Here is a 20616-nt window from a genome sequence, read left to right on the forward strand (position 1 = left end):
TTGAATGTTTGTGTGGTAACTACATTTTACACGAGGTCGTTATGGGCTTCCTTTATATTGACTTCTGGGTGTTGCACTTAATATTACAATCCGTCATACAAATAAAAGTTTGATTATAAATTTTGATTATATATAATCAAACTAAAACACTCTAAATATAAGGTCTGATTTTATTTTATTATACTATTTACCCTATATTCTTTCGATGACCAAAGGTTTTTTTTATTGGAAGCGATAGGGTACAATAAAGCGATATAGAAATAGAAGTGAGGTGGCATATGTGCAACTACATTTTTTAGGAACAGGCGCAGGAATGCCTTCAAAGGAACGAAATACAAGTGCCCTAATGGTAAAGCTTTTGGATGAAGTGGGGGAAATGTGGCTTTTTGATTGTGGGGAGGCGACCCAACATCAAATTTTGCATACATCATTAAAGCCACGTAAAGTAACGAAAATATTTATTACACATTTACACGGTGACCATATTTTTGGATTACCTGGCTTTTTAAGCTCTCGTTCATTTCAAGGCGGGGATGAGCCATTAACAATATTTGGCCCACAAGGTTTGCAGCAATGGATTGAGCAAAGTTTAGCCTTGTCAAAGACGCATTTAACATATTCATTACAATTTGTGGAAGTTCATGAAGGTATTATTTATGAAGATGAACATTTTACAGTAAGTGCAAGTGAATTACGACATGTAGTTCCATGCTACGGCTACCGTATTGAGCAGAAGGATTTGCCTGGCGAACTATTAATGGAAAAAGCACAGGCTCTTGGTGTGCCAAAAGGTCCTTTGCTAGGACAATTAAAAGCAGGGAAAGATATTGAGCTAGCGGATGGCACCGTTGTATATGCGAAAGATGTTGTCGCCCCATCTAAAAAAGGCTTTACGCTTACTATTTTAGGAGATACTAAATACTGTCCAGAGGCTGTTTCATTAGCTAATGGAGCAGATATTGTGATTCATGAAGCGACCTTTGATGGTACAACGACAGATTTAGCAGCGAACTACGGACACTCTACAAATGTCGAAGCAGCCAAGGTGGCACAACAGGCAGGAGCGAACTATTTATTGCTAAACCATTTAAGTGCCCGCTTTTTACCACATGATTTACCAAAATTTTTAGCAGATGCACAGGAGGTTTTCCCACAGACCTTCCTGACATCCGATCAATCTGTATTCTCTTGGAATAACAACAAATTAACTTAAGCAAAAACAGAAAGTACCCTTTAGATGACGTTTCATTTAAAGGGTACTTTTATCGTTATTCAGCGCATGTATTTCTGTGCGAAAGCGAAGCGTCAGCAAAAATACACCCAATATTTTGAGTTCAGCCATTTTTTAGTACGAATAATTAACGATATAATTCGATAATTTGACTGGCTATATATTCGGAGCTAAAGTGAACCCCGTTTCTGAGCCACCACATGATAATGCCAAGTATTGAGGATGCGAGAATATCCATTGATAGAGTTGTGTTAGTACTATTAGCCCCTTCACTTTTACGTTGTATGACAATCAAATCCTTTAATGTCCTATGCATTTTTTTAATGAAACCAGGGTGCTCAAATAAAACAGCTAAAATTTTTCTGTGCTTATAAAAGTAATCTAAAAATGTAATTAATTGTTCTTGATTATTTAAATTATCAATTTGTAAAGAAGGAGAGATCTCCGACAACAAGTCGTCGAACATATCGTAAACTACTTGCTTTAATAAATCATTAATATCTATAAAATGTAAATAAAACGTTGCTCTATTTAGCTCTGCACGTTGGGCTATTTTTTGTACTGTAAGTTTCGAAATATCTGGGTTTTCAATTAATATATCTACGACAGCTTCTTTAAATACCCGTTTAGAGCGAATAGCTCGTGGGTCTTGCTTTTTGTGTGTGGTCAATTTAATTCTCCTTTATCTATTAAATACAAATTTAATGAATAGTATTTTTAACTTTGTTGTTTAATTGACAGTTCTTAAAAAATTGTAAATAGGAATCAAAAAATAACCGTGTTATTATCTATTTTATTGACATAGTGTTAATAAAACAAGTAGAAAGAGGAAGAATGTCATGTCGGAATCGATCAATAAAAAAGTACTATTAACAGTTTTAATTTTTGGGTGTTTTTTATCTACACTAAATCAAACGCTGTTAAACGTTGCATTAAGTAATTTAATGGACGTATTTTCTGTTTCTGCGACAACCGTTCAGTGGTTAGCTACTGGTTTTATGTTAGTAAACGGGGTGCTAGTCCCTATTACAGCATACTTAATGAAACGCTTCTCAACACGCCAATTATTTATAAGTTCAATGCTGTTTTTATTAGTAGGCTCTATTTTTTGTGCAATAGCTCCGAACTTCACTACTTTACTAATAGGTCGTATGATTCAAGCAATAGGGGCAGGAATTATTATGCCATTACTAATGAGTATCGTGATGTTTATTTTCCCTCCTGAAAAAAGAGGTAGTATGATGGGGTTAATTGGGCTAGCTATGATTTTCGCTCCAGCTATTGCACCAACATTAGCAGGTTTTGTAATAGATAATTATTCTTGGCGTTGGTTATTTATCGGCATCATTCCATTTGTCGTGATTATTTTATTTATGGCAATGAAATATTTAATGAATGTTTCAGAAACCTCAAAGGCAAAGTTAGATGGTATCAGTGTTATTTTATCAACAATTGGCTTTGGTCTTATTTTGTATGGATTTAGTAATGCAGGAAGCCATGCTGGGATGATAAAGTTGTAATAAGTACTATACTTGTAGGGATAATAACTACGGCAATGTTTTGTCTTCGTCAAATGAAATCATCTGATCCACTTCTTAACTTATCCGTTTTTAACAATAAATTATTTACACTCACGTCCATTATCAACATTATTGTTACAATGATGATGTATGCGGATATGATTTTATTACCAATATATTTACAAAACGGAAGAGGGTTTACAGCTTTAGATGCCGGTTTATTATTATTACCGGGTGCACTTGTAAATGCCTTTATGTCTCCAGTGACAGGAAAAATGTATGACCGCTTTGGAGCAAAGCCGTTATTTATTATCGGTTTGATTTTTGTCATTCCGTCAATGTGGGTTGTAACGGATTTATCAGAAACAACAACCTATAGCTTTATCATGATACGTACTATTTTTCTACGTATAGGGTTGAGTTTTATCACAATGCCATTAAATACAGCTGGTTTGAATGCTTTACCGAAGACACTTGTCACACATGGTACAGCAGTGAATAATACATTACGTCAAATCGCAGGCGCAATTGGATCTGCTGTCGTTATTACAATTTTCACAGCACAAACGACAAATCATGCAAAAACATTGCTAGTAGAAACACCAAATGCTACGGCTGAAGGTATTCGTACACTTGCTTCAATTTTAGGTTCAAGTGATGCCTATTATTTCATGACAATCTTAGCGATCATTGCATTTGTATTAACTCTATTTGTGCCAGCTAAAAATAAGTTTAAACAACAAGCTTAATGATTAAGCATTCAAAGAACAACTTTAAAAGGCTGGGACATAACTATTAGCTCTTTGCGAAAGCCGAATTACCCGAACAATGGCAAAACACCGTATGAGTGTCTTGCAAATTTGTTCGGGTTTTCCTTTAGCTAAAAAACTTTTGTCCCAGCCCTATGTTTTTATTCGTAAAGTTTGTTGCTTTTTTTAATAAAAATTTGCTTACATTAACGAGCAAATGTTCTATAATATGGATGTGTACATATAAGGAGTGTTATACATGAGACCTATTCTTACAAAAGAAATTAGTAGTCAAGATTTTATGGATTTTTATTGGTTAAAAGAAGAATTGCAATCATTTTGTAGAGATAATGGCATAAGCGCGTCGGGCTCTAAGATTGAGATTTCTGATAGAATTGAAACTTTTCTTCGGACAGGAAAGATAAAAAAACCACAAAGAAATTCAAAAGCTAATACTAAACCTCGAACTAACAGTGAATTAAGTCTTGATACAGTCATTACGGAAAATCATCGTTGTAGTCAAGATGTGAGAGCATTTTTCAAGAAGGTAATTCCAAATTTTCATTTTTCTACCTATATCCAAAACTACATTAAAAACAATATTGGAAAAACGTATCGTGATGTTGTGGACGCTTGGTATGAAGAAGAAAAACGCAAAAAAGACCCATCACACCAGAAAAAAATTCCACCTCAGTTTGAATACAATCAATTCATTCGTGACTTTTTCTCTGATTCAAAAAATAAAGGGAAAAGTCGTGCAGAAGCAATTGAAGCTTGGCATAAAATTAAGAAACTCCCTGGAAGTAACAAATATATACCTGAAAATTAGTCTTTAAGTTGAGGCAATTTTCAACGAGTGGAATTAGCATTTTTTTACTATTTGCAAACTAGCGAAACCAATACGTCTTCTCTATTAGTAGGTAATTTAAGAAAACAGACCATTTAATTAAGTAGTCTCTACCTTTCAAGTTAGTAATAGTTAGAATGAAAATTTGGAATATAGAAGAATTATAATGCGATTAATAGTTAATTTTTGTATAATTGATTAAAGGGGAGTGGTTTTATATGAATCAGCAAAAGATGCCACCAGCACTATTGCGTTTAATCGTTATTTTTCCCAATGTGCTGAGCTATTTATTATTATTTGGACTAATTATGTTTGTTATCTCCAATTATGACACATTAAAAGCGACGGACAACTTAACGGTTTGGCTTATTTTTATTGTAGTGCTTGCACCGGCCGCTGCCTACACAACATTTAGTATCGTCAAGAAAATTCGTTCTGGACAAATGTAAGCAATAACAACACGTGTATTCTTTAGTTTATCTAATGGATACACGTGTTTTTTTTTGAAGTCTTTATTGTCATATTGTTAAAGTTATTACTGATAGTAGAAGTCAAAACTCTAAATCCTCCGATTTAGAAAATGGCCCCCACAATTACTTGGGAAAAAATAAGAATACCGTTTAACTTACGATGATTTGTGAAAAAAGTGTGGCTCATTATCCTCTGGAAAATTGGGGCAAGGAATTGCAATTTTATGAGAGAATCCAAGTAGTACTAATAGGGAAAAACGGATTTACATCCATTATCTCTATAAATAAGGATTATAAAAAAATTTATCAGTAGAAGATTAGCGTGCGTATTCAATTACAATTTGAATACGCTTTTTAACTTCGAAGAAAACAGCCATACTGTTAGCAGCGCTAGAGCCTATATTAAGTACGCTACTGCTTCTTTATTACGCTTCACTTAGCGTGAAAAGGATGATTAATCTACAATTTATGTAGTGTGTATGTTGAATTCAAGGCGAATAAAATAATTCCATAGAGAGAAACTAAAAATACGAGTTTTTTCATGTTAAATTTGAAAAGCGGGGTGTTTTTTTATGGATCCAACAAATTGCGATTTTTCACCAATGAAACAAACATTAAAGGAAGAGCTTTTGCAGGTCATACATTCATTACAGCAAAGTGTAGAAGCTATGGATACGGATACAAACTGTCTTCTTGGGAATTTTGAAAAAATAAAAGAGAAATTTGTAACGATTGAAATGAAGGCTGCTACGTTTTATTTGAATTGCTATCTTTCGCCGTTTACTGAAAAATATCCTGAGCTTTCGCATAGCGTACAAAATATGTCTAAAAGAAGACACGGCGGACTAATTGTTATTGAACGAGAGGATTCTGTAGCATCTATTATACAGCCTGGTATTCATATTGGTGCAGAAGTAACGCATTCCTTATTAGAATCTATTTTTTTTCCTGGAAATCCACTTCATGATGGCGCCGTTTTAATAAGCCAAAATCTAATTAAATCAGCAGCAAATGTACTGCCACTGTCAGAGAGATATATGGGGGAAAAGAAATTAGGCACAAGGCATCGAGCAGCATTAGGGTTAAGTGAAGTAAGTGATGCGCTTGTCATGATAGTGTCTGAAGAAACAGGGAGAATTTCCTTTGCCTTTAAAGGAAACTTATATCCAATTACGACACATGGCATTATATAGTGTGAGCTTCACACTAAAAATTATCTTGAATTCAAGATATTTTTCTTGCTTATACATCACTTGCGTGGTAAAGTGACAAATGAGAGGGGGAGAAAGCGATGCGAAAACATACGCTCGGAACAGTGACGTGGATTCGGATGATGCGTTTTACAAATCAAAGTAATCAGCTATCCAATGAGTTTTTAAAGCGCTTTGGTTTAACGACCGCACAATTTGATGTCCTAATCCAAATTAAGACATATGCACCGTTAACGCAATCCCAATTAGCAGAGAAAGTGATAGTGACGCAAGGTGGTATGTCTAGGATGCTTGCTCGTCTTGAAAAAGATGGACTTATTGAACGGAAGCAAAATTGGAAGACTAAAACAATTTCACTAACAGCAAAAGGCGAGCAGATGATTGATATGGCAACACCAAGTCAGCTACAATTTCAATCTTCATTTTTTGAAGAAGTATTAACAGAAGAAGAACTGAAAACTTTAAATACACTAATGTCGAAAATAGAGAAGCATAGTCGTGATAAAAAATTACCACCAGCGTGATTTTTTTACACAATCACTTGCTTAGTCAAGCGAAAACAAGGAGGAAACATTCATGAACAAATTAAGTGGACATCATCATATATCAATGCTAACAAAAAACGGTAAACGTAATAATGATTTTTACACAAAACTTCTCGGCTTACGTCGTGTAAAGAAATCAGTAAACCAAGATTCGCCTTCCATGTATCACTTGTTTTATGGAGACTTAACTGGAGCACCAGGTACAGAATTAACATTTTTTGAAATGCCTGTAGCAGGTCGGACAGTGCGCGGAACAAATGCCATTACACGTATTGGATTACTAGTGCCAAGCTATGACAGTCTGCAATATTGGAAAAATCGTTTTAAACAGTTAGAGATTGAGCATAGTGAAATAACAACTTATGCAGGTAAAGATGCATTGTTTTTTGAGGATCATGAAGGGTTAAGAATGGTGCTGTTAAACAATCATGGTCATGAAACACCAGCTCATTGGCAACCATGGGACGGCTCTGATATCCCTGCAGAACATCGTATTTTAGGGATGGGTACAGTTGAAATGACAGTTCGTTACTTGCAACGGACAGTAAGCTTATTAAAAGAGCTATTTAATTACACAGTTGTAACAGAAAGTGAAAAAGAAGCAGTATTGCAATCAATTCCTGGTGAAGTGATTGGAGAAATCGTCGTTCAAGAATTAGAAGGACCAAGTGAGAAACCTGGACGTGGTAGTATTCACCATCTTGCACTACGTGTTGGAACAGTGGAGGAATTGCAACAGTGGGATCTCAAAATTAAGGAGCAGGGCTTTGATAGTACTGGCATTGTGGATCGTTATTATTTCCAAAGTCTTTATTTTAGAGATCGTAATGGCATTTTATTTGAAATGGCAACAGATGGCCCAGGATTTACAGTTGATTCGGCAATAGAGGATCTTGGTAAAGAACTTGATCTTCCACCATTTTTAGAAGAAAGACGTGCAGAAATCGAAGCTATTTTAGAGCCGCTAGAGTAAGGAGAGATATTCATCATGGATAAATACCGTATTGATCAATCGAAAGGCATCGAATTTGGCCTATATTCATTAGGGGATCATATTCCAAATCCATTAACAGGTGAACGTATTTCAGCTCAACAACGAATCCAAGAGCTAATTGAAGTAAGTCAGCTTGCTGAACAAGCGGGTATTGATGTCTTTGCTGTTGGCGAAAGTCATCAATCGTACTTTACGACACAGGCACACACAGTTGTTTTAGGAGCAATCGCACACGCTACATCAAAAATTAAATTAGCAAGCTCTGCAACAGTCCTTAGTGTCTCTGACCCTGTACGCGTATATGAAGATTTTGCAACGATTGATTTAATTTCAGATGGACGTGCAGAAATAGTCGCAGGGCGTGGCTCTCGAGTTGGTGCATATCAATTACTAGGTATCGATTTAAAGGATTATGAAGAAATTTTTGAAGAAAAATTAGCGTTACTGAAAAAAATAAATGACAACGAGCTGGTCACTTGGGAAGGACAATTCCGTGCACCACTTCATAATGCGCAAATTTTGCCACAACCTAAAAATGGGTCGTTACCAATTTGGCGAGCTGTTGGTGGACCACCTGCAAGTGCCATTAAAGCAGGTTATATGGGCATTCCGATGATGCTAACGACATTAGGTGGTCCCGCTATTAACTTTAAGCCATCAGTTGATGCCTACAGGGAGGCAGCGGAGAGAAATGGCTTTGATCCGAAAGAGTTACCGATTGCTACAACAAGCCTATTCCACGTCGCACATACGACGGAAGAGGCACTACAAGGGATGTATCCCCATTTAAATGGTGGATTCCAAGCAATTCGCGGCGCAGGTTATCCAAAGCAACAATTTACGGAAGCACCGGATACAAAAGATGCCTTAATGGTCGGAAGTACGGAGCAAATTATTGAAAAATTACTGTATCAATACGAGCTCTATGGCATGCAACGATTTATGGCACAAATTGATTTTGGCGGTGTGCCATTCGATAAATTAATGAAAAATATTGAAATTATCGGGAACGATATTTTACCAGCAATTAGAAAATATACTGCAAAAAAATAGAGTGATATACTATAAGATACTTGCTTAATAAAGCGGTTGATTGGAGTGGAGGCTGGGCGACTCCTTGGGGATCAGCAATAGAGGAACGAAGGCTAAAAGCATCACATCCTGTGATAACGCCTTCGTGACCAACATCTTGCTGCTGTCGCTACGTTGCACTCACGCTTTCGCGCAAAAAACATCTGTTGGCCCGAGACCCTGCAGCGGAGCGAAGCGGCAGCTACAAAGCGCCCAGCCGGAACGAAAATCAACCCCTCGTTTTGCCGAGAAAACTTAATTTCATTGATTTAATAGTTTTTAATCAACATGACGTTGCATGAGAGAAAAATCTCATGTAGCGTTTTTTCGTGGCAACTTTTATTTTTGGTTGGACCACTTGAACCATCGAGCATGACCATCAGGGCGTTCCATTATTCGGATAGATTCTATTTCACCTTGATCAATAAAATCTTGATGCAGTTGTATATCAAATAAATTGTTATAACAATGATAGAGAGGGCGTTCCATGCTGATCTCTTTTAATTGTTCAATTAGTTCAAGGCGTAACTCCATTGGGATTTGATTGGCCACATGCGTATGATAAACAACTAATTGCGCATCTTGATTAACATCTCTACTAATTTCTTTTATCAGTTTGATAGCATCTCCTTTTATCAGTTCTAAATCAAGTTCTTTTAAAATAGGGAGTGCTTGATGTAATAAAAGTCTACGTTCTTGATGCTCTGGCCAAATTAATGCTTGGAGCCATCGAAGCTCTTCCTCATTATGAATATCAATCGGATTTAAATCGATCCCAATACGTTTACAAACAACAGGTGCATTTGTAATGGAAGCTGGAAGCGGTTCTCCGCGATTTTCTGAGGACAAAACGAAAGCGCTGTTTGAATGGTTTATATGAAGCTGTTGATTATAGCAGTAATTATATTGATCCATCCCAAGTTGAAGTCCTGCACTTGCCCCGATTTCTATTAAGGCTAAAGGTTTTTGATGGCGTTCATAAATTTCTGTCATCATCGGATAAAGGTAAGTACAACGGCGAATCTCATTAGTCTGGACAAGTTTTTCTTGAAATAAATTCTTCAATTCATCTGAATGGGCTAAGACGAACGCTTTAAAAACAGGATACACTTCATCTATTGGTTTTGGTGTTGTCGTTAAGGATGGATAGAAATTAAATAAATCGTCTTTGGTTGATGACAGTAAATACTGAACGCCAGCTAATAATAAATTAGGTACAGGTTGTCCTTTTGGGATAACTGCGGCAACTTTCAATATTTCATCATCATCGGCAATCTTATTGGCTAAATATTCATATAGTGGACTTGAATTTTCACATTCATTTTTGGCAAAAGTACGAAATTGCTTACTTAATTTAGCTAACATACAATTCTCCCCTTTGTTAAAAGTAAACGAGCTAATTTTAGTGTATTATTGTTGGATAATTTAGTGAATTAAATATAGTTAATGAAGTTGATTAAAAAGATTAATCTTTCAGCGGGTATTCAAATAGCCGCTGAAAGAAGTTAAAGCCTCCGGCGAATGTCACGGAATCAGGAAGGAGTTCTTTGTGCAAGTACAAAGCCGATTCCGGACGCAATTATGCCGAGGCATAAACGATTGAAAGAGGAGAGCGTTTGGATTATAAATGGATACAGTCTTTTGTAGTTGCCACTAAAACTTGTAATTTTCGAGTAGCCGCAGAAGAACTTCATTTATCGCTGCCAAGTATTACAGTTCATATGCATCAGCTAGAACAATAGGGTGATAGTTAATAAAATTATTTAATGTTTATTAACATGAATTCCCATATAATATTAATAGGGATATTTTAACTTTTTTTCAGCAAAGAAGGTAAAGCCACTGGCGGATGTAGACGAATCGAAAAGGAGAAGAGACGGAAAGGTCGGGCAGAACGACGGAAAGAAAAGGCGAAGCGACGGAAAGGCCCGAACAGAATGACGGATGGAAAAGCAGGCGACGGAAAGGCCCGAGCAGAACGACGGAAAGAAAAGGCGAAGCGACGGAAAGGCCCGAACAGAATGACGGATGGAAAAGAAGGCGACGGAAAGGCCCGAGCAGAACGACGGAAAGAAAAGGCGAAGCGACGGAAAGGCCCGAACAGAATGACGGATGGAAGAGCAGGCGACGGAAGGCCCGAGCAGAACGAAGGAAAGAAAAGGCGAAGCGACGGAAGGCCTGAGCAGAACGACCTGCATCCTGCTGCTGACACTACGCTTTCGCGCAAAAAAATATTATGCAGGCTTAAGCGCTAAGCCGATTCCGGACGCAATTATGCCGAGGCATATTTATTAAAGGTGTGGTTGTAATGAGAATTTTAATGGTTGAGGATCATGAAGATGTAAATGCAATGTTAACAGAATTGTTTGAGCAAGCAGATTATCAGGTAACAAGTGTGATGGATGGAATAGAAGGACATCGAGCATTTCTACAAAATGAGTTTGATATTGTGCTTCTTGATATTATGCTTCCCTATAAAAGTGGTGATGAATTATTAAAAGAAATTCGCGCTATTTCGGATGTACCTGTTGTTATGATTTCAGCAAAAGATTTAGTGTCAACAAAAATTGATTTGCTTCGTTTAGGAGCGGACGATTATATTACGAAACCTTTTGACCTTGGTGAGGTTCTCGCTCGTATTGAATCGATATTACGTCGTGTTAAAAAAGCTACACCAATGAAGCAGCTGCAATACAAGGATATAGTGCTGGATGATGTCGCTAAGCGTGTTACAGTGGGTGGTGAGGAGGTCTTACTAACTGCAAAGGAATATTTATTGCTAGAATTGTTTATGGCAAACCAAGAAAAAGTATTCACGAAAGCAAATTTATATGAATCCATTTGGCAAGAAGAATATTTAGGAGATGAACATATTATTAAAATTCATATTAGTAATCTTCGACATAAATTGAAGACAAAAAATCCACAAGCAGATTATATCGAGACGCTTCGTGGGCTTGGCTATCGTTTACGTCCATAAATCATCCGTAATCTATACGTCATCTTTACTTTATCTATACCTTTCATGAGTAATCTATGAATATGAAAGGGAGGTGCTTAATATGGGAGAAACCATATTAAAAACGAATCAATTAACGAAAACATATAAAAAGCATACAGTACTTCACGACGTATCAATCGAATTAAAAGAAGGACGTATTTATGGGCTTATTGGTGAAAACGGTGCGGGAAAAACAACATTAATGAAGATTGTTTCAGGGATTAGTTTTCAAACAGAAGGTTCGTTTGAGTTATTTGGGAAATCATCTGACAAGGAAATACAGCAGCAACGAAAAAGGATTGCCAGTATGATTGAACAACCAGCGATTAGCCCTGATATGACCGCAAAAGGAAACCTTAAATATCATCGTTTAATGCGGGGGATTCCGAATGAGGAGCTAGAAGATGAAATACTGCAATTGGTTGGATTGACGAGTACAAACAATAAGAAAGCTAAGCATTTTTCACTCGGCATGAAACAACGTTTAGGCATTGCTATTGCGTTATTAACTAATCCAGAGCTATTGATTTTAGATGAGCCAGTGAATGGGTTAGATCCTATAGGTGTTGTTGAAATTCGTCAGCTTTTAACACGTCTTTGTGAAGAGCGACAGATGACGATTTTAATTTCGAGTCATAATTTACCGGAACTTTATCAAACAACAACTGATTATATCATTATTCATAAAGGGAAAATTATGAAACAAATGACGCAACAACAGCTCGACGAAGAATGTAGACATTATATTCGCATTGGTTGTACAGCTCCCGAACAATGTGCACATGTATTAGAAACAATTCTTAAAACACAAAATTTTCAAGTCATGCCAAATAAAACAATTAAATTGTATGATTTCTTAGAGAATCTTGGAGACGTATCAACCGCCTTATTTGAAAATGGGATAACACTTACGGAATTTAGTCTACAAGGAGACACATTAGAGAACTACTTCCTTACGTTAATTGGAGGTGAGCGCCATGTTTAATTTAGTACGTGCTTACCTCTATAAAACAACTAAATCCAAAATGTTTTGGGTCTTACTGGCTCTTACAACATGTTCTGCAACAGCAATGTTTAGTATTGCTTATGGTATAGGCAATAACTCAATAAATGAAAGCATCAGCAACGTTGGTTTTTTACTATCTGATATGAATACGATGTCAATAGTAGGCGCAGTACTTGCCACTACACTTATTTGTTCAGATTTTGATACAAAAAATATCCATCATCCGATTATAAGCGGCTTTGCAAGAATCCAAATAGTCATAAGTAAAGCGATTGTTTTTTGGATCTTACTTATTGTTCTTGTAAGCCCTTATATCATCGTGACAATAATTGGTTTATCCATGGACAGCACGTTTAGTATGGGCGGGAAAGCAGCAGGTTTTTTAAGCATTCTAACGGCGACTACTAGTGGCAGCTTTGCCGATTACGTAACAATAATGAGCACTATGACAATAGTCTATCTTGCGCAGTTAACGACTTGTATTTTACTGGCGTTTGCCTTCAGAAAATCGGTGCTTGTAGTAGCTGCGTATTACATGATGTCCATGTTCTTTGGGCAAGTTGCTAGTTTTCAGGATTCATTTAAGATGGTAGATAAAGTATTGTCCTTCACACCCTATTCAGCGGAGTATCTTGCGATTAATTTAAGCATGAGTAAAGGTGATTTAATTTCGGCCGTCTCCATTTGTGTCGTATTTATAGTAGTCATTTTATATGTAACATTCATGACATTTAGAAAAGCAGAAATCAAGTAAGGAGATGGTAGGGAATGTGGATTGTGGCAATTGTAATCATTGTAGGATTACTATTTTATATTTTTTATATACAAAGGCAACTACAATTGATGAACATTCAATTGTCACAACGTCTACATGAGCAATATACACAGCCAATTAGCGTAGAGCTATTAAACAAAGAAATAAATCAACTAGTGGCAAATATAAATCGCATATTAATAGAATCACAAAAATCAAGGTCGTATATTAAGCGGGAAGAAAAATACTATAAGGAAATGATTTCAAACATTTCGCATGATTTTCGTACGCCACTCACTGCGATAAAGGGCTATCAACAAATGCTTTTAAAAGAACCCTTAACAGAAAAGCAGCTTGCAAAGCTTGAAATCGCACAAAAACATGTTGGAAGACTAGAGCAATTATTAGCAACATTTTTTGAATATTCCTATTTGCATAGTAATGAAGATAAGCCCAAAAAAGATCGTATTAATATTTCAAACATAGTATTTGAAGAGATTGCTGGTGCCTTTGTACAATTTGAACAAAAAGGAATAGCCGTCAACTTACCAAATTTTGAGCCGCTCATTATTCACTCTGATGAAGAAATGCTTTTACGCATTGTACAAAACTTAGTACGAAATAGTATCATGCATGCGCAAGGGGATGTAACGATCAAGATGTGGTTAGAAGAAGAACATGCATATATCTGTTTTCAAAATCCGATTGATGAAAATAGTCAACTGAATCCTAACCAGCTCTTTGATCGATTTTATACAACAGACAATTCCAGACGTAAAAATACTGGACTAGGGTTATCTATTGTCAGGCTGCTAGCAGAAAAATTAGGTGGAAGTGCTATGGCTAAAATAGAAAATGGCATGATTGAGTTTTTAGTGTGTGTAAAAAAGGATTTGAAATAGAAGTAGCCAAGTAGTTTAGTGCATCTTGCAATAAGCGATTCTTGCACTTTAATCAGCGATGTTCAGGGTTCTATCAGCGATTTTTGCACTTTAATCAGCGATGTTCAGGGTTCTATCAGCGATTCTTCCACTTTAATCAGCGATGTTCGAGGTTCTATCAGCGATTCTTCCACTTTAATCAGCGATGTTCGGGGTTCTATCAGCGCTACTTGCATTTCTATCAGCGATTTTTAGCGGGAAAAACAATGTTATAACTGTTGTATGGATATAAAACCATTGATAAAAAGCCCCTCCTAAGCACTCAGTTATCGTGCTAGGAGGGGCTTAGATTATTCTTATTTTTGGAACAATACATTAACCACTCCTTAGTGGTTATTACTCATGCGAATTAACCTTGCTGCGTTCACTCGCCGGATCCTGTTCTGGTTGTTCCTGTTGCTGCGATTGTGCCGGTTGTTCCGACTGTTCCGATTGCAGCTCTGACTGCTCTTTCTTCAATCCTAGTTTTTTGCGAATAAAGGCCCAAATCGCGCCCACAGCCAGCACAAGCACGATCCAAAATTTCTTCAATAGTGGGAGAATTATAGCAAAAAAGCCCACTTTTTTGGCAACCGCTAGACCCGCGCCTCCAAGAATTAATCCAGTCAAGCCGAAATCAGCCACCTTATCGGTTTTGCTGTCAAAATCCTCATACCGTTGTCCCTTCTTTAGGTTAAACTGCGACAGGATTTTGTTGTTAAACACTATACGATCCTTCTTCAAATTCTCCGGATCTGAGACGAGTATCGCCGAGATATAGCCTTCCCGCGATAGAAGTCTCACATTGTAGTTAATAACGCCGTTATTCTGATTATCATGTGCCAATAAAGACCATGACAAACTGTGTAAGTCGTTGTCGTAGAACGGAGGAACATCCCATTTGTCAACGAATAACTGATTTTCAGGACTTGATTCTTTATTCATTTCTTTCGTGCCTTCTTTGTAGCTTTCCAGCAAAGCGTCAGCATCGATATCCTTTTTTTCGTCATCTTTTATATGTCCAGATTTTGTATATTCGAAATAAACAGCCCAATTCTGTTTTTCATCCTTTGGGAAAACCACACCGATTTCTTCCCCGTTCGGCTCCATTCCGCTCTGCGTTATGTACTTTTTCGTATTTTCGGCATCAAGAAAAATAAAATCGCTACCTAATTGAAGTTCCGCTAAATTGGTTCCTACATCGACTTTCTGTCCACCTTCTACCCATTTCAGCTCCTCTTCGGCGTATGCAGGAATCGCACACGCCATCAAAATAAGTGTCATAACAGTTACTGATTTTAATAGTTTTGCAATCAACGATTTCAAAAATAGCTTCCTCCCAAATCTGTGTTCTTACGCTGCGGACGACTTGTCCTTATTTCCTTTAAATAAATGAATGCCTACTAGGACAGCGCCGATACCTGCAAAAGCAATTTCAACAAAGGTTTCCCCTCCGCCAAAAATTTTGCCAAAAACGGTAAATAGTTTGAATTGAATACCGAATTGCGGTAGTATGAATGCCCCTAACCCTAAAATTAAAAAAATAATACCAGTACGTAACATAACTAACCCTCCCCTTAATAATGGAAAATACTTCTGTAGATTATCATATAACCCAAAATGTGACAACGATGTAAATAGTCATATGTGTTCTGTAGTAATTATGAATCATTAGAAATAAAAGGATATTTCTAATAATTACGGATTTTCTATATAAAAACGATTTACCAAAGTACTAATATTTAAGGATATTGAATTATGCGGGCACAATTCAATATCCGGTCACATTGTTTATCTGTCCGAAAGCGAAGCGGCAGCACAGTTACGCCAATGCAAAATTGTTACCAAATTTTCGGGGTTGTTAGACAATAATTCGTTTTTATTGCTTTGTCTTTATGTTAACCTATTTTTAATTATAGTTATCGCACAAGACAGTAACTGGTAATACGTATATTGAGGATGCCTAAAATATGCGATTGAATTTCATCAGTCATACACGGTTTAGTAGAAGTAAAGGGTGAGAAAAAATGGCCTAAAATACAATTGGAAGGTGCCGGTGAAAAAATTGATCTTTCGCTATGTACTTGGTCAGGTGTTCTCGGAAACGAAATGATTCCTATGTATATTCTTCAAAAAAGTGAAGAAAAGGTAGGAAATATAGAACCGATTATTAACTACAGTTTCTTTTAAATAATGGAACTGGGTTAATTGTTTATCCTTAACAATGAAGGTATCGATGAGGAGAGGTCGATTAGCGTATAAATTGAAATTCGGGAAACCAGCTTTAATAGAAGATATCGTTGAAATATTTGATTTTGGTGAGGACTTAAAGTTTGTAGAAATCAAAGAACAGTTGGTTACTATATTATCTTGTTTAAAAGTTTAATAGGTTAGTTTTGTTAGTTGAAGGAGATTTTTCACTATATATAATCTAAATTTTTTTGGGTTGCATTATGGAAAGCTCTTTTTTCAAAGCATATGCGGGGAGGTATTAAATCCTTCTTTTGCATATTTTTTTTTTGTTTTTACATCGGCTTCAGAAATGTAAAATGCTTTGAAACTTTGGTTTTTGATTCAGGGACTTCCTTTTAAGAGAATTACAATCTAAGTAATTTATAGTATTATTAGTAAAATGGTTGTAAGCATTTGGGAGGCTGGATAAGGACTATGTCTTGCTATAAATATAATCAATCAAGAAAAAATGACATGAAAATAGCTACTAAGGAGTGAAGAGATGTTTATAGAATGTTCTACTGAACTAACAATAAGCGATTTAAACGATGTAGAAACTAAATTGGGATTTAATTTACCAGAAGAGTTGAAAGAACATTATTTACAATTTAATGGTGGGATTCCAGTTAAACCTTGTTATTATGCGCAAGATATTGACCTTGAAACGGAAATTGCCGCATTTTCTTCAATGAAATATAAAAATAGCTCAACTTTACTAGAAGAAAGCTACCTAGATTTTATAAATAGGGGTGCACTTCCCAAAAAATATCTTCCGTTTGCAAATGATTGGGGTGGTAATTTATTTTGCATGGATCTAGAAACCGGTAATGTCGTTCTTATCTGGATGGACTTAGGGGAAGTTACAGAAAGATGCATTAATTTTTTATCAAACAGCTTTGAAACCTTCATAAATAATCTTGAAAAATGTGAGGATGAATGCTGCGAGGATGCTTAATTCTAGAAGAGGAGTAAGGAAAGTGTATAATCTCTCTTCTTTGTCTCCCTGTGTAAGGAAGGAAAAATCGCTGGAAGCCCCATCGCAAGGACTTTGATAGATTTTGTTATGATGACCGAAAACCTGCCTTTAGCTCATAAAATATGGAGGTATAATGAGAACCGAATTTATTGATACAACAACAGTTGGGTGTAATAGATGCTAGAGATGCGTTGATTTTAAAAAAGTTAATAATGGATCGATATCCAAGAGAAGTTGAACTTTCGTTAAATTTAGCAACAGCGTTGGCATCAAATATCTCCACAGAAGAACGATACATTGATATTTCTTTCATTTTTAAAAATGTAGTCAAGTTTGGACTTTGTGGTCTGGATTATTTTAACGAAAATTTATTGGATACGTGCTTTTGTGAAGTGATTGATTCCGACTTTGAAACAGGAAAAGACACTGTTTGAAAAGGGATTTAAGCATTATTTTCTTGAATGTTACGATGAAGTTATTGAAGTTGTGGCTCAAGAATACAATCTTATTTTGTCGAATGGAATTATAGAATAGCTGGAAAAAGATAAAAGCAATTGGTAAGGACGCTAAGTGAAAATCTAGAATTAATTAATGGAGATGATTAATATAAATAATGGAAGCACCAATTAAAAGAGACTCGTGCTTTATAAAATTTTATAATAATTAGAAAGCTTTTTCTACGAGATGTTTTGTGATTTTTCCTCCACTGAACATTTTGCACATGATACGAAGGGAAATAGCATTAAGGAAATCGGCTTTGATGAGCTAACATTTAAGGGGGTTAATATAATTATTGGATAGCTTGTATTAATGATGGTCTAGGGAACAGAATTAGATACGCCTTATAGAGACATGTTGCAAGTGGATGTATAAGAGAATCTTATAAATACTTTGAAGAGTAAGTCACATTTAAATTGGAGGAAATCCATGCCGCATTTGCAACTGAAAAAAATTATGGAATTAAGAAAAACAAGTAATAGAATATGTTGAAATACATAGTTAATCTGTAGAAAGTACTAAATGCAAAGGGGGAAATCCGAATTAAGTTATTTGGATAAATAATATGGAGAATAAAAATAACATATTAGTTGAGCGAAAAGAAAGTATTATATTTCAACTAGACAAGAACCGAAATGTAGGTAATGGATGGTTTGGTGGAAATGCTCCAGCGTACTTCGATGATAAAAGTGAACTTTTTAGTGAAACTGAATTTGAATATCACTTCTATCTTTGTTTTGTAAGTCCACTAGATAAAAATAATATGATTTCTATATTTATACCAAAAGAGTACCAAAATCGTATTTCAAAAAATATTTATCCAAACTGCTCATTGCTCGTGTTCGAACATCCAATTTCGAAAGAAAGTATGTCATCTACTTATACCGAATTTGGAATAGTTAAACACTATATATCAGAAGGTATTAATGTGAGTGAAGAACAAGCTTTCGATACACCTTTTTTTATTAAATATGGAGGAAATCCCTTCCTTATTCAAGAAGAAGAATATTATTTCACAGAATTAGAAAAAGATAAATATAGTTTCTTGTGTCAAATTGATGAGGACGGTTATCCAGATGGGGTATTCGATTCAAGAACTAGTCTTCCATTTGGGTTTGGTGCTGTGTATTTGTATGCAATTGTGACGGAGGATTCGATAAAGACTCTAATAGTAGGATATTGGCAATATTCATAGTTGTTAGAGATAGGGTTCAAACAGGATGTAAAAATAGAGGAGTCTATTCCATGATTGGGTGTTAAATGAGATGTATGTAAGTATATAAAAATTTGGAAATGACCATGTTACGGGACAGATTACGCTGGATTGGAACGAAGAGGGAAACATATAGAACTATGATTTTAAAGGTATATACATAGAAAATAAGGATAGTATTGAAAAAATGTCAATTGAAGTTATTTTTAATGATGTGGAAAATGAATCTAATTTGGCTCGTCTTGGCGGATATAGCTTCTTACCCGAAAATATTGATTGGCCATTAAATCCAGATGGAGATAAATTAACACTTGTACTTAGTTTACCTACGAATTTTCTTAATGAAACTTTAAATGTAAACTTACCAAAAGAACAGCTGCTATCCGTTTTTACAACTTATAAGAGGGATGATTACTTTTTAGATTCAATCACTTTTCATGGAGATCAAGAAGAGTTGAAAAATATTAAAAAAGGATATACAAAAGTTTTATTACATAAAGCTGGTGATATTCGAAATGAGTCAGATTATCTAATACCAGCACAAAAGTTCATTTTGGGAGAAGAAGTAGATTTAGAAGAAGTTGAAGAGGGAAATTTAGATGATCTAGAGATTTACTGTGGTTCGTTGATTGGTAATAAACCATCTTTGTTACAAGTAGAAGATATGGGTTTGGATGATTATCAATTTTGCCTACAAATTTATGGTGGTGACTTTCCTGAAGGATTCCAGGATGTGTTTAGCCTTAGTGACTCGGTCGGATATTTGTTTTTAAATAAAAATGTTGATCAAAAACATGCAGGTGTTTTTTTTACACAATGTACTTAAGAAAAGAAGGAGTAAACTAAAATGAACAATAATACTAAAGGTAACATTTAGAATTTCTGAATAAAGATATTTTATTTGAAAATTCTTGGTAGGGGATATCGGCTCCAAAGATTAACGAAATTGTATCTGATGAGTTTCCAAGGGGAAAAAGATTTTATAGAGTTTTATCTTGCTAAAAATAGAGGGGTGTTTACTAAAGGGGCATATATTTACCTTAATTATTTTTATAAACTAGCTAACGATTATTTCTAGATAGAGGTTAGGAGTTTTTTCATATTCTGTTAACCGATGATGAAGGGGATTCTTAATATACAATGTCCATAAAAAGAGCAAAAGATAGAAGGATTGATTATTACGAGGATTTTGAGAACTTCCCTCTGTTTCATATCCCTTTTGCTGATAATCATGCAGACAATGATTTTTGGATTGATTTCCAAACAGGAGAATTAAAATATATGGATTACGAAGAAAGTTAGATCCTGATGATGCAATCGTTGTTGCAAACACATCAGGGAATTGATGCCTGCTATTTAAATTTTTTTAGTGGAGGGT

The 20616-nt window shown here is 35.6% G+C and carries 22 protein-coding genes and 1 pseudogene; 19 read left to right on the forward strand and 4 right to left on the reverse strand.

Annotated elements, in window-relative coordinates; all coding sequences use genetic code 11:
• Window positions 1-280 precede the first annotated feature (280 nt).
• Window positions 281-1213 (forward strand): ribonuclease Z, encoded by a 933-nt coding sequence (gene rnz, locus ACIQ7N_RS11820; protein ID WP_402932181.1) that lies wholly within the window; start codon window positions 281-283, stop codon window positions 1211-1213.
• A gap of 145 nt (window positions 1214-1358) precedes the next feature.
• On the opposite strand, the gene ACIQ7N_RS11825 is transcribed toward rnz, so the two are convergent.
• Entirely contained in the window at window positions 1359-1901 is a 543-nt protein-coding gene (locus tag ACIQ7N_RS11825) for a TetR/AcrR family transcriptional regulator (protein WP_402932183.1), read from the reverse strand.
• Window positions 1902-2070: 169 nt separating this feature from the next.
• Between ACIQ7N_RS11825 and ACIQ7N_RS11830 the strand changes: the two are divergent.
• From ACIQ7N_RS11830 to ACIQ7N_RS11860, 7 genes and pseudogenes are all read left to right on the forward strand, one after another.
• A pseudogene (locus tag ACIQ7N_RS11830) lies at window positions 2071-3500 on the forward strand (DHA2 family efflux MFS transporter permease subunit).
• Between the two features lie 259 nt (window positions 3501-3759).
• On the forward strand, window positions 3760-4329 hold the full coding sequence (locus ACIQ7N_RS11835; RefSeq protein ID WP_402932185.1) for a DUF6434 domain-containing protein: 570 nt from the start codon (window positions 3760-3762) through the stop codon (window positions 4327-4329).
• 236 nt (window positions 4330-4565) lie between these two features.
• Window positions 4566-4796 carry an acyl-phosphate glycerol 3-phosphate acyltransferase gene (locus ACIQ7N_RS11840; protein ID WP_132359946.1) on the forward strand — a complete coding sequence of 77 codons (231 nt, stop codon included), beginning with the start codon at window positions 4566-4568 and terminating at the stop codon, window positions 4794-4796.
• Window positions 4797-5389: 593 nt separating this feature from the next.
• Window positions 5390-6010, forward strand: coding sequence for a sporulation-specific diadenylate cyclase CdaS (gene cdaS, locus ACIQ7N_RS11845; RefSeq protein WP_142507065.1), 621 nt, complete (start codon window positions 5390-5392; stop codon window positions 6008-6010).
• 98 nt (window positions 6011-6108) lie between these two features.
• A complete protein-coding gene (locus ACIQ7N_RS11850) occupies window positions 6109-6552 on the forward strand; it encodes a MarR family winged helix-turn-helix transcriptional regulator (protein ID WP_132359942.1) in 444 nt (147 codons plus the stop codon).
• Between the two features lie 52 nt (window positions 6553-6604).
• On the forward strand, window positions 6605-7546 hold the full coding sequence (locus ACIQ7N_RS11855) for a ring-cleaving dioxygenase (protein WP_402932188.1): 942 nt from the start codon (window positions 6605-6607) through the stop codon (window positions 7544-7546).
• Window positions 7547-7561: 15 nt separating this feature from the next.
• Window positions 7562-8620, forward strand: coding sequence for an LLM class flavin-dependent oxidoreductase (locus ACIQ7N_RS11860; protein WP_402932190.1), 1059 nt, complete (start codon window positions 7562-7564; stop codon window positions 8618-8620).
• Window positions 8621-8977: 357 nt separating this feature from the next.
• On the opposite strand, the gene ACIQ7N_RS11865 is transcribed toward ACIQ7N_RS11860, so the two are convergent.
• Window positions 8978-10003, reverse strand: coding sequence for a DUF2332 domain-containing protein (locus tag ACIQ7N_RS11865; protein ID WP_402932192.1), 1026 nt, complete (start codon window positions 10001-10003; stop codon window positions 8978-8980).
• 251 nt (window positions 10004-10254) lie between these two features.
• Here ACIQ7N_RS11865 and ACIQ7N_RS11870 point away from each other — a divergent pair, with 251 nt between their 5' ends.
• From ACIQ7N_RS11870 to ACIQ7N_RS11890, 5 genes are all read left to right on the forward strand, one after another.
• Window positions 10255-10380 (forward strand): LysR family transcriptional regulator, encoded by a 126-nt coding sequence (locus ACIQ7N_RS11870; protein ID WP_402932194.1) that lies wholly within the window; start codon window positions 10255-10257, stop codon window positions 10378-10380.
• 566 nt (window positions 10381-10946) lie between these two features.
• Window positions 10947-11618 (forward strand): response regulator transcription factor, encoded by a 672-nt coding sequence (locus tag ACIQ7N_RS11875; RefSeq protein WP_402932196.1) that lies wholly within the window; start codon window positions 10947-10949, stop codon window positions 11616-11618.
• Window positions 11619-11700: 82 nt separating this feature from the next.
• Entirely contained in the window at window positions 11701-12624 is a 924-nt protein-coding gene (locus tag ACIQ7N_RS11880; RefSeq protein WP_132359933.1) for an ABC transporter ATP-binding protein, read from the forward strand.
• Window positions 12617-13399, forward strand: a complete 783-nt coding sequence (locus ACIQ7N_RS11885) for a hypothetical protein (RefSeq protein ID WP_402932198.1) — start codon at window positions 12617-12619, stop codon at window positions 13397-13399. Before ACIQ7N_RS11880 ends, ACIQ7N_RS11885 begins: the two co-directional genes overlap by 8 nt.
• A gap of 14 nt (window positions 13400-13413) precedes the next feature.
• Entirely contained in the window at window positions 13414-14301 is an 888-nt protein-coding gene (locus ACIQ7N_RS11890; RefSeq protein WP_402932200.1) for a sensor histidine kinase, read from the forward strand.
• Between the two features lie 375 nt (window positions 14302-14676).
• Here the strand turns inward: ACIQ7N_RS11890 and ACIQ7N_RS11895 are convergent, their stop codons facing one another.
• Together ACIQ7N_RS11895 and ACIQ7N_RS11900 are read right to left on the reverse strand one after the other, a co-directional pair.
• On the reverse strand, window positions 14677-15645 hold the full coding sequence (locus tag ACIQ7N_RS11895) for a DUF2167 domain-containing protein (RefSeq protein ID WP_402932202.1): 969 nt from the start codon (window positions 15643-15645) through the stop codon (window positions 14677-14679).
• A 27-nt stretch (window positions 15646-15672) separates the two neighbouring features.
• Window positions 15673-15882 carry a hypothetical protein gene (locus ACIQ7N_RS11900; RefSeq protein WP_248716291.1) on the reverse strand — a complete coding sequence of 70 codons (210 nt, stop codon included), beginning with the start codon at window positions 15880-15882 and terminating at the stop codon, window positions 15673-15675.
• A gap of 673 nt (window positions 15883-16555) precedes the next feature.
• Between ACIQ7N_RS11900 and ACIQ7N_RS11905 the strand changes: the two genes are divergently transcribed.
• From ACIQ7N_RS11905 to ACIQ7N_RS11930, 6 genes are all read left to right on the forward strand, one after another.
• Window positions 16556-16705 carry a hypothetical protein gene (locus ACIQ7N_RS11905; RefSeq protein WP_248716290.1) on the forward strand — a complete coding sequence of 50 codons (150 nt, stop codon included), beginning with the start codon at window positions 16556-16558 and terminating at the stop codon, window positions 16703-16705.
• A 348-nt stretch (window positions 16706-17053) separates the two neighbouring features.
• Window positions 17054-17506 carry an SMI1/KNR4 family protein gene (locus tag ACIQ7N_RS11910; protein ID WP_402932204.1) on the forward strand — a complete coding sequence of 151 codons (453 nt, stop codon included), beginning with the start codon at window positions 17054-17056 and terminating at the stop codon, window positions 17504-17506.
• Between the two features lie 170 nt (window positions 17507-17676).
• Entirely contained in the window at window positions 17677-17961 is a 285-nt protein-coding gene (locus ACIQ7N_RS11915) for a hypothetical protein (RefSeq protein WP_402932206.1), read from the forward strand.
• 629 nt (window positions 17962-18590) lie between these two features.
• Window positions 18591-19220 carry a hypothetical protein gene (locus ACIQ7N_RS11920; RefSeq protein ID WP_402932208.1) on the forward strand — a complete coding sequence of 210 codons (630 nt, stop codon included), beginning with the start codon at window positions 18591-18593 and terminating at the stop codon, window positions 19218-19220.
• Window positions 19221-19425: 205 nt separating this feature from the next.
• On the forward strand, window positions 19426-20064 hold the full coding sequence (locus ACIQ7N_RS11925) for a DUF1963 domain-containing protein (protein WP_248716287.1): 639 nt from the start codon (window positions 19426-19428) through the stop codon (window positions 20062-20064).
• Window positions 20065-20378: 314 nt separating this feature from the next.
• Window positions 20379-20540, forward strand: a complete 162-nt coding sequence (locus ACIQ7N_RS11930) for a hypothetical protein (protein ID WP_248716286.1) — start codon at window positions 20379-20381, stop codon at window positions 20538-20540.
• Window positions 20541-20616: the final 76 nt, after the last annotated feature.

This window comes from Lysinibacillus sp. NPDC095746, assembly GCF_044763535.1.
Taxonomy (GTDB): domain Bacteria; phylum Bacillota; class Bacilli; order Bacillales_A; family Planococcaceae; genus Lysinibacillus.